The sequence below is a fragment of the Streptomyces sp. NBC_01320 genome (assembly GCF_035974375.1).
Classification (GTDB): Bacteria; Actinomycetota; Actinomycetes; order Streptomycetales; family Streptomycetaceae; genus Streptomyces; species Streptomyces yanii.
Window position 1 is genome coordinate 8,249,365 of the sequence record NZ_CP108390.1, and the last position, 14,426, is coordinate 8,263,790.

Here is a 14,426-nt window from a genome sequence, read left to right on the forward strand (position 1 = left end):
GGGATCAGGCGCGGTAGGCGGTCCAGCTGTCGCTCATCCGCTGCACCTGGCCCGCGGTGAACTGGTACATGCACGAGTCGTAGGTGTAGTCCATGAAGTTGTGGATCGGGTCGACCCCGGTCTTGTTGGTGCAGGTGTCGCGTCCGGTCGGGCACGCGAACGCGGCGCTCTTCTCGGCGGGCGTGTCGGACACGTAGTCGCCGTTGCCGTTACAGCCGCCCTGGAACGTGTGGTAGAGCCCCATCCAGTGGCCGACCTCGTGGGTGGCGGTGTCCCCCTCGTTGTAGTTGGTGGCCGAGCCGCCCGGCAGCGAGGTGTCGAGGATGACCACGCCGTCCATGCTCGGGCTGGAGTTGTACGAGCTGGGGAAGGTCGCCCAGCCGAGCAGCCCGCCGCCGAGGTTGGCGGTGTAGACGTTGAGCGCGTTCTTGCCACCCTTGCGCAGGGCCGTCTTCATGTCCTTCTCGGCGGAGGAGCCCGAGGAGAGGTTGTACCAGGTGGCGTTGTCCGTGTAGTCGGTGCCGGCCAGCGAGAACTGGAAGCCGGAGTTGGTGTTGCCGGTGCCCTGGCCGCCGTATGCCGCGTTCAGCACGCTCATCTGGCTGCTGATGTCGCCGGAGGTGAGCTTGCCGGTGCTGCCGGAGTGGATGACGTGGAAGTAGACCGGGATGGTCGCTCCGGCGGCGAGCGTGGCACCGCTGACCCGGCGGTCCGCGAGTCTCGCCTTGAGCTGCGTGTCCATGGCCTTGGCCTGGGTCGCGGTGAGTTCGTTGGGGTCGGAGGCGTGCTGGGTGCCCGAAGGACGGGCCTCGCGCGCGGTGGCGTCGGTGCTCGCGCACTTCTCCGCCGAGGCGGAGGCGGTGGACATCTTGGCGGCGGCCGCGCCGGAGGGAGCGGAGAGCGGTGCCAGGGCCAGGGTTCCGGCCAGGACGGCGATGCCGATCGCACGGTGACGTATACGCGGCGATATACGGGCAAGAGTGCGCACGAGTACTCCTCGCTGAAGCGTGGGGGAGGGATTTCCTCACCTGCCGCGGGAGATTACGTGCGCATGTCACATCGTGAGGAGCGCTGATCAAGCCCAATCAATCGTGGAACAAATCGGGGAAACGGGAAGAAATAATTCTGTCCGTTCCAGAGTTTGAGACCTGGACGTAACGTAGTGCGTTACCCCGACGGGTGGTGTGTCCCCATTGGATCCAGGGAACACGCCACCCGCCGTAGCGACGTAATGCGCCGTCAACATGGCCCGCCGTGGCCGAAACCAGACGCTTCAGCGCACCGGGCGGTCCACCCGCTCGACCTTCCGGGTGCCGATGAGTGTCCGGTACGAGCGCGTCCAGGCGGAGCTCGCGTCCCGCTTCGTCTTGTCGGGGACCACGTAGTAGTCCATCTCCGAGCGCTCGGCGGTCACATCCAGGACGCCGTAGCCGTACGAGTCCATGTCCACCCACTTCACACGGCGGTTGGCGGCCTTCACCGCCGCGGCCGCGACCACCGAGACCGTCTGCGGCGCGACGTGCAGAATGTCGTCGAGATTGTCCGAGGTCACCGACGTGACCACGAACTCGGTGGCGGCCGAGGCCGAGAGCGGATACGAGGCCGCCTTCACCGGTACGTCATTGGCCCACGCCATGTGGATGTCGGGCGGGCGAACAAAGGAAGTTCGCCCGCCCGTAGGGAAACCGTTGCCGGTTGTCAGCCCTTCAGCGCCTTGGTGATCGCGGTGTTGAAGTCGGCCACGCTCATCGGGGCGTTCTCGCTGCCCTCGCTGGTGAGCGTCTTGCCGTCCATCTTCAGCGTCGGGGTGCCCTTCACGCCGCTCTTGTCGAACGTCGCGGACATCTTCATCGCCCAGTTGTCGTACGTGCCGTCGTTGACGTCCTTCTGGAACGCCTTGTTGTCCTTCAGCTCGTCCACCGTGTTCGCGATCTTGATCAGGTACGAGTCCTTGGCGAACTTGTCGTCGGACTCCTCCGGGTGGTACTTCGCGGAGTAGAGCGCGTACTTGTAGTCGAGGAACGCCTGCGGGCTGACGTCGAGCGCCGCGCCCAGCGCGCTGAGCGCGTTCTTGGAGCCCTCGCCGTTGTCACTGTTGTCGATGAACGTGGCGCCGATGTACTTGACCTTGTACTTGCCGGCGTCGACGTCCTTGTGGACCGTCTCGCCGACCGTCTGCTCGAACTGGGCGCAGATCGGGCAGCGCGAGTCCTCGTACAGTTCGAGGGTCTTCTTGGCGGTCGACTTGCCGATGACGACGGTCGTGCCGTCGGCGCCCGACGTGTTCTTCGGCGCGGTGACGTTCTTCGCGTCGGCCGCCGCCTCCCAGTGACCGGGCTTGTTCAGCTGCATCACGCCGTAGCTGACGCCGCCGGCGATCGCCAGCACGGCGACCACCGAGACGCCGACGATCACCTGCTTGCGGACCTTGTCCTTCTTGGCCTGGCGCTCGCGCTCCGCGCGCAGCCGCTCGCGGGCGGCTGCCTTGTTGGCCTGGCTGTTGCGCTTGCTCATGGTTGTTTCTCCGTGGTGTGGGGTTGTCGGGGACTGTCCGGGCTCAGGCGGTGGCGCAGGCCGAGCGAGGCGGTCCCCTCCGTCCCACGGAGTGCACGAGGAGGCGGGCGTGCGCGAGCAGGTGCGGGTGGTACGGGGCGGGCCTGGCGGCACGCCGTACGGAGCGGCGGACCGCACCCGCCACAGCGACCGCGATCAGCAGCGGCCGGAACGCCGTGGCGGCGACTGCCCGCAGCAGACCGGCGAGCGCGGACTCGCCGCGTCGCAGCCATGCCGCGGCCAGCAGGCCGACCGACACGTGGGCGGCCAGCAGCAGCCACGGCACAGCGGGACCGGGAGAGGCCAGCAGGGCGGCGGCACCATGTCCGGCACCGGTCACCGAGGCGAGCGGGGTGCCGACGTTGCCCACCCCGCCGAGCTGCGCCCCACCGGCATCGACCTCGCCGCCGCCGCACAGGACATCGACGCCGACCGAACGCAGCGGACCCGCGATCGGGCCGCCCGCCGCTCCGTAACAGAGGTGCTGGCCGGTGGTGAAGACCGTGTCCGCGGCCAGCTCCAGCGGCACCAGCAGCCCGGCGATCGCGCCGAAACCGCGCTCCCGGCCGGCCAGCGCGTACGCCGCGGCGAAGACCAGACCGGCCAGCCCGCCGACCACGGTCAGCGGCAGTGGGACCTGTGAGAGCAGCACATGGGACGCAGCGGAGAGCGTCACGACGAGCGCTGTGAATAGCGCCGCGCGTACGACTCTGAGCTGCGTCCCGGATATGTCCATCGTCCGAGAGTGTGCCATGTGAACCTGTCAGCGCCGCCTAAAGGGGGTGTGGCACCGCGAGGGGACCCAAGCTAAAGGCCCGGGATGCGGCCGTTGCGGAAGAGGTCCACGAAGATCTGGTGGTCGGCCCGTGCCCGCGCCCCGTAGCTGTGCGCGAAGTCCACCAGCAGTCCGGCGAAGCCCTCCTCGTCCGCCGCGATCGCCGCGTCGATCGCCCGCTCCGTGGAGAACGGCACCAGCGAGTGGCCGCTCTCGTCGTCCGCGGCGGAGTGCATCGTCGCCGTCGCCCGGCCGAGGTCGGCGACGACCGCCGCGATCTCGTCGGGCTCGTCGATGTCGGACCAGTCCAGGTCCACCGCGTACGGCGAGACCTCGGCGACCAGCTGACCCGCACCGTCCAGCTCGGTCCACCCCAGCCACGGGTCGGCGTGCGCCTGCAGGGCGCGCTGGGAGATGACCGTGCGGTGCCCCTCGTGCTGGAAGTAGTCGCGCACGGCCGCGTCGGTGATGTGCCGGGAGACCGCCGGGATCTGCGCCTGCTTGAGGTAGATCACCACATCGTTCTCCAGGGCGTCGCTGTTGCCCTCCAGAAGGATGTTGTACGAGGGCAGCCCGGCCGAACCGATGCCGATGCCGCGACGGCCGACGACGTCCTTCACCCGGTACGAGTCGGGGCGGGTCAGGCTCGACTCGGGCAGCGTCTCCAGATAGCCGTCGAACGCCGCCAGCACCTTGTAGCGCGTCGCCGCGTCCAGATCGATCGCGCCGCCACCGTCCGCGAACCGGCGCTCGAAGTCCCGGATCTCCGTCATCGAGTCGAGCAGCGAGAACCGGGTCAGCGACCGGGCGTCGTGCAGCGCGGCCAGCAGCGGGCCCTCGGAGGTGTCCAGCGTGAAGGGGGGCACCTCGTCGTTCTTCGCGCCCGTTGCGAGCGCGTGGATCCGCTCGCGGTAGGCCGCCGCGTAGACCCGGACGAGCTCACTGATCTGCTCGTCGCCCAGCGCCTTCGCGTACCCGATCAGCGCGACGGAGGCGGCGAACCGCTTGAGGTCCCAGGTGAACGGGCCGATGTACGCCTCATCGAAGTCGTTCACATTGAAGATCAGCCGGCCGTTCGCATCCATGTACGTGCCGAAGTTCTCCGCGTGCAGATCGCCGTGGATCCACACCCGGCCGGTCCGGTCGTCCAGGTACGGGCCGCCGTGCCGCTCCCGCTCCAGGTCGTTGTAGAACAGGCACGCCGTGCCCCGGTAGAAGGCGAACGCCGAGCCTGCCATCTTGCGGAACTTGACCCGGAAGGCAGCCGGATCGGCGGCCAGGAGCTGGCCGAAGGCGGTGTCGAAAACCTCGAGAATCTGCTCCCCGCGCTGCGCTGCGCCGGTCTGCGCTTCCGACATTTCTGGGTGCCTCCTGGTACCTGGCGTGCATGACGAACGGGACGGGCGTTTCCGTCCCCTCAACGCGCGACGGTACCCGGGAGTGCCCCTCGGTTGTCGGACCGGAGACGTAGACTTCCACGCTGTCCCCCCTGTCCGTCATTGCTTGTTTCCCCGGAGGCCCGACGCCGTGACCAAGCCGCCTTTTACGCACCTTCACGTCCACACCCAGTACTCGCTGCTGGACGGTGCCGCGCGGCTCAAGGACATGTTCGCTGCCTGCAATGAAATGGGCATGTCGCACATCGCGATGACGGACCACGGCAACCTGCACGGGGCGTACGACTTCTTCCACCAGGCGAAGAAGGCCGAGGTGACGCCGATCATCGGCATCGAGGCCTACGTCGCCCCGGAGTCGCGCAAGCACAAGCGGAAGATCCAGTGGGGCCAGCCGCACCAGAAGCGCGACGACGTCTCGGGTTCGGGTGGCTACACCCACAAGACGATCTGGGCGGCGAACAAGACCGGTCTGCACAACCTCTTCCGGCTCTCCTCGGACGCGTACGCCGAGGGCTGGCTGCAGAAGTGGCCGCGCATGGACAAGGAGACCATCGCCCAGTGGTCCGAGGGGCTGATCGCGTCCACCGGCTGTCCGTCCGGCGAGGTGCAGACGCGGCTGCGGCTCGGTCAGTTCGACGAGGCGGTCCAGGCGGCCTCCGACTACAAGGACATTTTCGGCGAGGGCAAGTACTTCCTGGAGCTGATGGACCACGGCATCGAGATCGAGCGCCGGGTCCGTGACGGACTCCTCGAAATCGGCAAGAAGCTCAACATCCCGCCGCTCGTGACGAACGACTCGCACTACACGTACGCCAGCGAGGCCACCGCGCACGACGCGCTGCTCTGTATCCAGACCGGCAAGAACCTCTCCGACCCCGACCGTTTCCGGTTCGACGGCACGGGCTACTACCTCAAGACGACGGACGAGATGTACGCCGTCGACTCCTCCGACGCCTGGCAGCAGGGGTGCGCCAACACCCTGCTGGTCGCCGAGCAGATCGACACCAGCGGGATGTTCGAGAAGCGCGACCTGATGCCGAAGTTCGAGATCCCGGACGGCTTCACCGAGGTCACCTGGTTCCAGGAGGAGGTCCGGGTCGGCATGAACCGGCGCTTCCCGGGCGGCGTCCCCGAGGACCGGCAGAAGCAGGCCGAGTACGAGATGGACGTCATCATCCAGATGGGGTTCCCGGGGTACTTCCTCGTCGTCGCCGACTTCATCATGTGGGCCAAGAACAACGGCATCGCGGTGGGCCCCGGGCGTGGCTCCGCGGCCGGTTCGATCGTCGCGTACGCGATGGGCATCACCGACCTCGACCCGATCGAGCACGGACTGATCTTCGAGCGGTTCCTCAACCCCGAGCGTGTCTCCATGCCCGATGTCGACATCGACTTCGACGAGCGTCGGCGCGTCGAAGTGATCAGGTACGTGACGGAGAAGTACGGCGCCGACAAGGTCGCCATGATCGGTACGTACGGCAAGATCAAGGCCAAGAACGCGATCAAGGACTCCGCCCGCGTCCTCGGCTACCCGTACGCGATGGGCGACCGGCTCACCAAGGCCATGCCCGCCGACGTCCTCGGCAAGGGCATCGACCTCTCCGGCATCACCGACCCCACGCACCCGCGATACAGCGAGGCGGGCGAGATCCGGGGGATGTACGAGAACGAGCCGGACGTCAAGAAGGTCATCGACACCGCCAAGGGTGTCGAGGGGCTGGTCCGGCAGATGGGTGTGCACGCCGCCGGCGTGATCATGTCCAGTGAGCCCATCGTCGACCACGCCCCGGTCTGGGTGCGGCACACCGACGGCGTCACCATCACACAGTGGGACTACCCGCAGTGCGAGTCGCTCGGCCTGCTGAAGATGGACTTCCTCGGCCTGCGCAACCTCACGATCATGGACGACGCCATCAAGATGGTGAAGGCCAACAAGGGCATCGACCTGGAGATGCTCGCCCTTCCGCTGGACGACCCCAAGACCTACGAGCTGCTCTGCCGCGGTGACACCCTCGGCGTCTTCCAGTTCGACGGCGGTCCGATGCGTTCGCTGCTGCGCCAGATGCAGCCCGACAACTTCGAGGACATTTCCGCCGTCTCGGCCCTGTACCGGCCGGGCCCGATGGGCATGAACTCGCACACGAACTACGCCGAGCGCAAGAACGGCCGCCAGGAGATCACCCCGATCCACCCGGAGCTGGAGGAGCCGCTCAAGGAGACGCTCGGCCTGACCTACGGCCTGATCGTCTACCAGGAGCAGGTGCAGAAGGCCGCCCAGATCATCGCCGGGTACTCGCTCGGCGAGGCCGACATCCTGCGCCGCGTGATGGGCAAGAAGAAGCCCGACGAGCTGGCGAAGAACTTCGTGCTGTTCCAGGCGGGCGCCAAGAAGAACGGCTTCTCCGACGCGGCGATCCAGGCGCTGTGGGACGTACTGGTCCCGTTCGCCGGGTACGCGTTCAACAAGGCGCACTCCTCCGCGTACGGACTGGTCACGTACTGGACCGCGTACCTCAAGGCGAACTACCCCGCCGAGTACATGGCGGCGCTGCTGACCTCGGTCAAGGACGACAAGGACAAGTCCGCGGTCTACCTCAACGAGTGCCGCCGCATGGGCATCAAGGTGCTCCCGCCCAACGTCAACGAGTCCGAGTCGAACTTCGCCGCCCAGGGCGACGACGTCATCCTCTTCGGGCTGACGGCCATCCGTAACGTCGGACAGAACGTCGTCGACTCGATCATCCGGTGCCGCAAGGCGAAGGGGAAGTACAGCAGCTTCCCCGACTTCCTCGACAAGGTCGAGGCGGTGGTCTGCAACAAACGGACCGTCGAGTCACTGATCAAGGCCGGCGCCTTCGACGAGATGGGCCACACCCGCAAGGGCCTCGTCGCCCACCACGAGCCGATGATCGACAACGTGGTGCAGGTCAAGCGCAAGGAGGCCGAGGGGCAGTTCGACCTCTTCGGCGGCGGCGAGGAGGACAGCGACGAGCCGGGCTTCGGACTCGACGTCGAGTTCTCCGACGTCGAGTGGGAGAAGTCGTACCTGCTGGCCCAGGAGCGCGAAATGCTCGGGCTGTACGTCTCCGACCACCCGCTCTTCGGTATCGAACACGTGCTGACCGACAAGTCCGACGCGGCGATCTCCCAGCTCACCGGTGGCGAGCACGCCGACGGGATGATCGTCACCATCGGCGGCATCATCTCCGGACTCCAGCGGAAGATGACCAAGCAGGGCAACGCCTGGGCCATCGCCACCGTCGAGGACCTGGCCGGTTCCATCGAGTGCATGTTCTTCCCGGCCACGTACCAGCTGGTCTCCACCCAGCTCGTCGAGGACACCGTCGTCTTCGTCAAGGGACGGCTCGACAAGCGCGAGGACATTCCGCGGCTGGTCGCCATGGAGATGCAGGTCCCCGACCTCTCGTCGGCCGGGACCAACGCGCCGGTGGTGCTCACCATCCCGACGGTCAAGATCACCCCGCCGATGGTCGCCCGCCTCGGCGAGGTGCTCAGCAACCACCGAGGCAACACCGAGGTACGGATCAAGCTCCAGGGCCCCCGCAAGACCACCGTCCTCCGGCTCGACCGGCACCGGGTCCAGCCCGACCCGGCGCTCTTCGGTGACCTGAAGGTGCTGCTCGGCCCGTCCTGCCTGGCCGGCTGAGCGGCCGTCGCAACGCACGAGAGAGGCGCCCCGCGATGCGGGAGCGCCTCTCTCGGCTACCGGCCTGTGGCCGGACCGGAGGACGACCGGTCAGTTGTGGCCGAAGCGCCGCTGCTGCTTACGGGCGACATCCGCAGGGCTGCCCTGGGACTGGGACTGCGACTCGTAAGCCGTCGACTTCGTCTCCTCCGCGCCGCGCTCCGGTATGGACGCGCGGTTCTGCTGGCTGCCCTGCTTGCGGTTCTTGTTCTTGGCCATGGTGTTCCTCCTGTGCGGAATCTCGGGGCCAGGACCGCTGTCAGATTCACATACCGGCATATACAGCGCATGTTGGATCATTACCGTGCGTAGTAAGGGGGGTATCATGCGCCGTTTTCCGCATCCGCCACGCCGATGATCGAGTTCCGGCCGTCAACCCTCACGCCGTCGGGCAGACTTCGAGGAAACCCTGAGCAGAACCCATTCCCGAATTCTGGAAGAGGGTGGAACGCGTGGACCGTTGCGTCGTCCTGGTGGACGCCGGCTACTTGCTGGGCGCAGCCGCGAGTCTGCTGGCGGGAGAGCCCGCCCGTTCCCGCATCACCGTCGACCACGCGGCGCTGATTCAGGGCCTGCGCGAGCGAGCCGAAGCCGATACGGAGCAGCCGCTGCTCCGGATCTACTGGTTCGACGGCGCCCCCGACCGCGTACCGCAGCCCGAACACCGCAGGCTGCGCGTCATGTCCAGGGTGACCGTGAGGCTCGGGGCACTCACTCGCAGTGACGGACGCTGGGCGCAGAAGGGCGTCGACGCCGCCATGCACGCCGAACTCACCGAACTGGCCAGGAACCGCGCCTGCTCCGACGTCGTCCTGGTGACCGGCGACGGCGATCTGCTGCCCGGACTGATGTCCGCCAAGGAACACGGTGTGGCCGTCCATCTCTGGGCCGTGCAGGCCGCCGACGGCGACTACAACCAGTCCGAGGACCTGGTCGCCGAGGCCGACGAACGCCGGGTGCTCGACCGGGCCTGGATCACCCAGGCCGTGCGGGCCAAGGACAACGGCGGCATCTGCGCCCCGCCCCCCGCAACCCGCCCCGAGATCGCCGCGATCCTCTCCGCGCCACTGCCCGAGGCGGCCCTCGCCGCCTCCGCCGAACGCGCCTCGGAGGCCCAGGCGGCCGCCGCCCGCAACGGCGCGGCCGTGCCCACCGGCGAGGAAACCGCACACGCCCCGGCCGCTCACGGCGGCAAGGGTGTCCCCACCCCCAAGGACCTGGCGGGCACCCTGCGCGGCCCCGGCACCCCGACCGCCGCCGCACAGCCTGCGGCGCAGCCCCCGGCAACCGCGACCCTGCGCTGGTCCTCCGACAAGGGCTGGATGGAGCGCGGCGGACCGCTCGGCGAACCCGCTGAGACCGCCTCGCTGCCCACCCTCGCCCAGCTCACCTCCGCCGAGCAGCGCTGGGCGGACCGTGAGGAGGACATCACCACGGTCGGCGGTGACCCGTTCGAGGTGGGTCAGGTCTTCGCCCGGCGCTGGATGGAACGGCTGCCGGAGACCGTCCATCTGCAGAAGCTGTCCACCATGTACCCGCGGATCCCGCACCGCATCGACGGCGAGCTGCTGCGGTACGCGGCGCGGTTCGGCCTGCTCGCCCACAAGGACGACCAGATCGACGAACACGACCGATACGCGATCCGGGCGGGTTTCTGGCGCGAGATCGACGTACGCGCGGCGGCCGAACACGCCCCCGTGGTGGAGTAGTCCGGCAGCCCTGGCGCAATAAGGGGTATCCGACCCCGTACCCTCGTACCTCGTGAGTACGGGCACAGCACAGGCGCAGACGGCGACCGGGACCGTGTGCGCGGTGCGTGATCTGGTCAAGACCTATCCCGCCGCCCGCGGCCGCCGCGGCGCACCCGCCACCCCCGAGGTGCGTGCGACCGACGGGATCAGCCTCGACGTCCGACGCGGTGAGATCTTCGGACTTCTCGGGCCGAACGGCGCGGGCAAGTCCACCCTCGTACGCCAGCTCACCGGGCTGATGCGACCCGACTCGGGCAGCGTCGAGATGCTCGGGCACGACCTCGTGCGCCACCCCGAGCGGGCCTCCCGGCTGATCGGCTACCTCGGGCAGGAGTCCACGGCCCTCGACGAGCTGACCGTTTCGCTCGCCGCCGAGACCACCGGGCGGCTGCGCGGACTCGCGGTACGGGAGGCACGCGCCGAGCGCGACGCGGTACTCGAAGAACTCGGCCTCACCGACATCGCGGCGCGCCCTCTGAAGAAGCTTTCCGGCGGGCAGCGGCGGCTTGCCTGCTTCGCCGCCACCCTGGTCGGGGAGCGGCCGGTCCTGATCCTGGACGAGCCGACGACCGGGATGGACCCCGTCGCCCGGCGCGCCGTCTGGGCCGCCGTCGACCGGCGCCGCGCCGAGCACGGTACGACGGTGCTGCTGGTCACCCACAACGTCATCGAGGCCGAGACCGTCCTCGACCGGGTCGCCGTCCTCGAACGCGGCAAGGTCATCGCCTGCGACACGCCCACCGGCCTCAAGGAGCGGGTGGCGGGCGAGGTCCGGGTCGAGCTGGTGTGGCGCGACCGCGCGCCCCTGGACGTTCCCGAGGTCGCCGTGCTGAGGCAGTCCGCGCAGGAGTCGGGGCGCCGCTGGGTGCTGCGGCTCGGGCCGGACGAGGCGCGGGCGGCGGTCGCCGCGGTGACCGGCGGGGCCGCGTTCGCCGCACTCGACGACTTCACTCTGGCGACGCCGAGCCTGGAGGACGTCTACCTGGCGCTCGGCGGGGACGCCACGCAGGGGCTGGTGAAGGTATGACCGTGGTGATCGGGTACGGATGTACGGCCGGGCAGGGACCGAACGGGAGCAGCACCAGGTGACGAGCATTGTTCCTGCGGAGGCGGCCGGTGCTCGGACGACGGCCGGAAGCGGTTCTGCCGCCGAGGGAGGGACCGAGGACCGCACCGGTGGCGTCGCCACGCCGCTCGCGCCTCGAGCCCGGCTGTTTCCCTCGCTCGCGGCCGTGTACCGCGCCCAGTTGTCCCGGGCCAGAGTCGCCCGGATCCCGCTGCTCTTCGTGGCGACCTTCCAGTCCGTCGGGATCATGATCCTGATGCGCGGCGTCGTCGACGGCGGCTCCGAGGCACGGGCCGTCGTCGCCGGATCCAGCGTCCTCGTCGTCGCGTTCGTCGCGCTCAATCTGCTCGCCCAGTACTTCGGGCAGCTACGGGCCGGCGGCGGGCTCGACCACTACGCCACCCTGCCGGTGCCGCCTGCCGCGGTGGTGCTCGGTGCGGCGGGGGCGTACGCCTCCTTCACTGTGCCCGGCACGATCGTCACCGCGGTCACCGGGAGCGTGCTCTTCCAGCTGCCGATGACCCACCTGTGGGTGCTCGTCGCCGTCATTCCGCTCGCCGGGGCCGCGCTGTCCGGGCTGGGCGCCGCGCTCGGACTGCTCGCGCCCCGGCAGGAGCTCGCCACGCTGCTCGGACAGCTCGGCATGTCGGCGGCGCTGCTGTTGGGGGTGCTGCCGGCCGGCCGGATGCCCGCGCCGATCGGCTGGGCGCGTGATCTGCTGCCCTCGACGTACGGCGTCGAGGCCCTGTCCCGGTCGTTCGACGCCCATCCCGACTGGGCGGTCGTCGTTCTCGATCTTGCCGTCTGCGCCGTCGTCGGTGTCCTCTCCCTGGCTGTGGCGACCTGGGCGTACCGCAGGGCAGCGGTCCGGTGAGGCGCGGCACAGGGGCGCCTGGCACGATGGCAAGGTGACCGCACCTCTGACACCGCCCCACCAGCCCTCGTCCAATGGCCCCTGGCAGACGCCGCCGAGGGGCGGTGGCTCCGGTCCGGGGACCTTCCTGGAGTCTCAGGAGGACCGCGATCCGCGGGCGGATCTGCGGCGGGCGGCCATCGTCGCCGTCCTGCTGACGGTGGCCGGCGTCGGGCTCGGACTGCTGTGGCTGTGGCTGTCGCCGCGGGTCCCGCTGATCTCCGACAGCCAGGCGGTCTTCCTCAAGGACAGCGAGGGCGAGGAGGCGATCGGGAGCGACGGGACGTTCGTGCTGCTCGCGCTCGCGTTCGGGGCCGTGTCCGCGGCGCTGACCTTCTGGTTCCACCGGCATGGCGGGATCGCGCTGGTCGTGGGGCTCGCCCTGGGCGGGCTGCTCGGGTCGCTGGTGGCCTGGGGGGTGGGCGTCTGGCTCGGACCGGAACGTGACGTGGTCGCCCATGCGCGTGAGGTCGGCAAGGGCGTGGTGTTCGACGCACCGCTCGACCTCCATGCGAAGGGTGCGTTGCTGGCCTGGTCGCTGGCGGCGATGGTCGTTCATCTGGCGCTGACCGCGGCGTTCGGGCCGCGGGATCCGGAGCCGGACTGGGGAGTCTGGGGTGTGCCGGGGGGTGGGCCGGGGGATGCGGGCTCGACGGGGCCTTCGCCTTCGCCTCCGTCCTCGCCTTCGTCCTCTCCGTCGCCTCCGACGGAGTCGTAGGGAGCGGGGCGGGGCTACGGGGGTGGGGCTGCTGCGCGGGGCCTCACCCCACCCCGCCCCTTCTCTGCCCCGGACCCCGGTCCGCGGTCGCCGGACGGGCTGGAAGTGCCCCCTGGGGGCTGGAGATGCGCCCCGGGGGCTGAGGGCCCACCGGGGCTGGATGTGACCCGGACTGGATGTGCCCCGGGGCTCGACGTGACCCCGCGGCTGGGAGTGACCTGGGGCTGCGAATGCCCCTGGGCTGGGAGTGCCCCCGGAGCCGCTTGCGCTACGCCCGGCCGATGGCCGCGAACACTGCCCCGGTCAGCGAAGCCAGATCCTTCGGGGCCAGTTCCACCTCCAGGCCGCGGCGGCCCGCCGATACGCAGATCGTCTCGTGGGACTGCGCCGACTCGTCCAGCACCGTCGGCAGCCGCTTCCGCTGGCCCAGGGGGGAGATGCCGCCCCGGACATAACCCGTCGTGCGTTCCGCCGTCGCCGGGTCGGCCATCGCGGCCCGCTTGCCGCCGACCGCCGCCGCCAGGGCCTTCAGGTCCAGGGAGCCGGCCACCGGGACGACCGCCACGGTCAGGGTGCCGTCCACCTCGGCCACCAAGGTCTTGAAGACCCGGTCGGGGGAGACGCCCAGCGCTTCCGCCGCCTCCTCACCGTACGAGGGGGAGGCCGGGTCGTGCTCGTACGCGTGGGTCGTGAAAGGGGTGCCCGCCGCGGTCAGGGCGACCGTCGCCGGAGTGCCGCCGGAGCCGGACTGCTGGTGCTTCTTCGGCTTCTTTGCCACGGGGCAGGGTCCTCGCATCAGTTGGGGTGGGTCGGCGCCCTGGTCAGGTCGACTGCGGGCAGGGACGGCAGGTGCCGGATGACGGCCGTCTCCGAGCGCAGCAGCGTCAGTTCCTCGCGCAGGCGCGTCGCCGTGTCCGGTGCCTGCAGCAGTCGCTGCTTCGACGGGATGTCGAGGACCGCGGCGGCGGCCACCAGGTACGAGACGACCGACGGTTCGTCCGGCAGTTCCGCGCCCGTCGTCAGGGAACGCTCGCTCGTTCCGGCCAGTCGCTTCTGGTAGCTGCGGAACGCCCGCAGTACGCCCTCGGCGAGCGCGCCCGCCTCGTCGCCGGTGTCTTCTTCGAGCTCTTCGACCTCGGCCGTCAGGTAGGGGCCGCCCGCGTCGACCGAGAGCAGCTTGACCCGGGTCGTGCCGGTCGCCAGGACCTCGAAGCTGCCGTCCGCGCGTTCCCGGATCTTCGCCGCGTCCGCGACACAGCCGACCCGGTGGAACGTCTGGATCGGGTCGGGGCCGAAGCCGTCCGCGGGACCGCGCTCGGTGGCGGAGGGCACCGTGGTGGCGTCCGGCATTCCGGCGGCGGTGGGAGCTATCTCGCGGCCGTCGCGGATCGCGACGACCACGAAGCGGCGCGGTTCGTCCTCATCGGTCTTCAGCAGCTCGCGCATCAGGGCGCGATAGCGCTCCTCGAAGACGTTGAGCGGCAGCACGAGGCCGGGGAACAGCACCGCGTTCAGCGGGAAGAGGGGCAGACGAGCGGTGGTCACAA

Annotated in this window: 12 protein-coding genes and 1 pseudogene; 5 read left to right on the plus strand and 8 right to left on the minus strand. The window is 69.4% G+C overall.

Annotation, left to right across the window (positions count from 1 at the left end; genetic code table 11):
• Positions 1-4: 4 nt before the first annotated feature.
• From OG395_RS37525 to OG395_RS37545, 5 genes and pseudogenes are all read right to left on the minus strand, one after another.
• Positions 5-988 carry a zinc metalloprotease gene (locus tag OG395_RS37525; protein ID WP_327246909.1) on the minus strand — a complete coding sequence of 328 codons (984 nt, stop codon included), beginning with the start codon at positions 986-988 and terminating at the stop codon, positions 5-7.
• Positions 989-1,273: 285 nt separating this feature from the next.
• A pseudogene (locus OG395_RS37530) lies at positions 1,274-1,645 on the minus strand (alkaline phosphatase D family protein); the annotation flags it as partial.
• 53 nt (positions 1,646-1,698) lie between these two features.
• On the minus strand, positions 1,699-2,514 hold the full coding sequence (locus OG395_RS37535) for a DsbA family protein (RefSeq protein ID WP_327246910.1): 816 nt from the start codon (positions 2,512-2,514) through the stop codon (positions 1,699-1,701).
• A 43-nt stretch (positions 2,515-2,557) separates the two neighbouring features.
• Complete coding sequence (locus tag OG395_RS37540; protein WP_327246911.1) at positions 2,558-3,289, minus strand: hypothetical protein; 732 nt, start codon at positions 3,287-3,289, stop codon at positions 2,558-2,560.
• Positions 3,290-3,360: 71 nt separating this feature from the next.
• Complete coding sequence (locus tag OG395_RS37545; protein WP_327246912.1) at positions 3,361-4,686, minus strand: DUF2252 domain-containing protein; 1,326 nt, start codon at positions 4,684-4,686, stop codon at positions 3,361-3,363.
• Between the two features lie 169 nt (positions 4,687-4,855).
• Here OG395_RS37545 and dnaE point away from each other — a divergent pair, with 169 nt between their 5' ends.
• Positions 4,856-8,392 carry a DNA polymerase III subunit alpha gene (dnaE, locus tag OG395_RS37550; RefSeq protein ID WP_327246913.1) on the plus strand — a complete coding sequence of 1,179 codons (3,537 nt, stop codon included), beginning with the start codon at positions 4,856-4,858 and terminating at the stop codon, positions 8,390-8,392.
• 90 nt (positions 8,393-8,482) lie between these two features.
• Here the strand turns inward: dnaE and OG395_RS37555 are convergent, their stop codons facing one another.
• Positions 8,483-8,650: a hypothetical protein gene (locus OG395_RS37555; RefSeq protein WP_327246914.1), complete on the minus strand. Its 168-nt coding sequence runs from the start codon at positions 8,648-8,650 to the stop codon at positions 8,483-8,485.
• A 224-nt stretch (positions 8,651-8,874) separates the two neighbouring features.
• Between OG395_RS37555 and OG395_RS37560 the strand changes: the two genes are divergently transcribed.
• From OG395_RS37560 to OG395_RS37575, 4 genes are all read left to right on the plus strand, one after another.
• Complete coding sequence (locus OG395_RS37560; protein ID WP_327246915.1) at positions 8,875-10,140, plus strand: NYN domain-containing protein; 1,266 nt, start codon at positions 8,875-8,877, stop codon at positions 10,138-10,140.
• 94 nt (positions 10,141-10,234) lie between these two features.
• Positions 10,235-11,209 (plus strand): ABC transporter ATP-binding protein, encoded by a 975-nt coding sequence (locus OG395_RS37565; RefSeq protein WP_327249577.1) that lies wholly within the window; start codon positions 10,235-10,237, stop codon positions 11,207-11,209.
• A 58-nt stretch (positions 11,210-11,267) separates the two neighbouring features.
• Positions 11,268-12,122 (plus strand): ABC transporter permease, encoded by an 855-nt coding sequence (locus OG395_RS37570; RefSeq protein ID WP_442818636.1) that lies wholly within the window; start codon positions 11,268-11,270, stop codon positions 12,120-12,122.
• A gap of 34 nt (positions 12,123-12,156) precedes the next feature.
• A complete protein-coding gene (locus OG395_RS37575; RefSeq protein WP_327246917.1) occupies positions 12,157-12,879 on the plus strand; it encodes an ABC transporter permease in 723 nt (240 codons plus the stop codon).
• Between the two features lie 268 nt (positions 12,880-13,147).
• On the opposite strand, the gene ybaK is transcribed toward OG395_RS37575, so the two are convergent.
• Complete coding sequence (gene ybaK, locus OG395_RS37580; RefSeq protein WP_327246918.1) at positions 13,148-13,657, minus strand: Cys-tRNA(Pro) deacylase; 510 nt, start codon at positions 13,655-13,657, stop codon at positions 13,148-13,150.
• Between the two features lie 17 nt (positions 13,658-13,674).
• Complete coding sequence (locus OG395_RS37585) at positions 13,675-14,424, minus strand: LON peptidase substrate-binding domain-containing protein (protein WP_327246919.1); 750 nt, start codon at positions 14,422-14,424, stop codon at positions 13,675-13,677.
• Between the last annotated feature and the right edge of the window lie 2 nt (positions 14,425-14,426).

Bases quoted from the DNA above. Each gene is read 5' to 3' on its own strand.
- OG395_RS37545 (WP_327246912.1), bottom strand. From the start codon at position 4,686: ATGTCGGAAGCGCAGACCGGCGCAGCGCAGCGCGGGGAGCAGATTCTC.
- OG395_RS37535 (WP_327246910.1), bottom strand. From the start codon at position 2,514: ATGAGCAAGCGCAACAGCCAGGCCAACAAGGCAGCCGCCCGCGAGCGG.
- OG395_RS37540 (WP_327246911.1), bottom strand. From the start codon at position 3,289: ATGGACATATCCGGGACGCAGCTCAGAGTCGTACGCGCGGCGCTATTC.
- OG395_RS37555 (WP_327246914.1), bottom strand. From the start codon at position 8,650: ATGGCCAAGAACAAGAACCGCAAGCAGGGCAGCCAGCAGAACCGCGCG.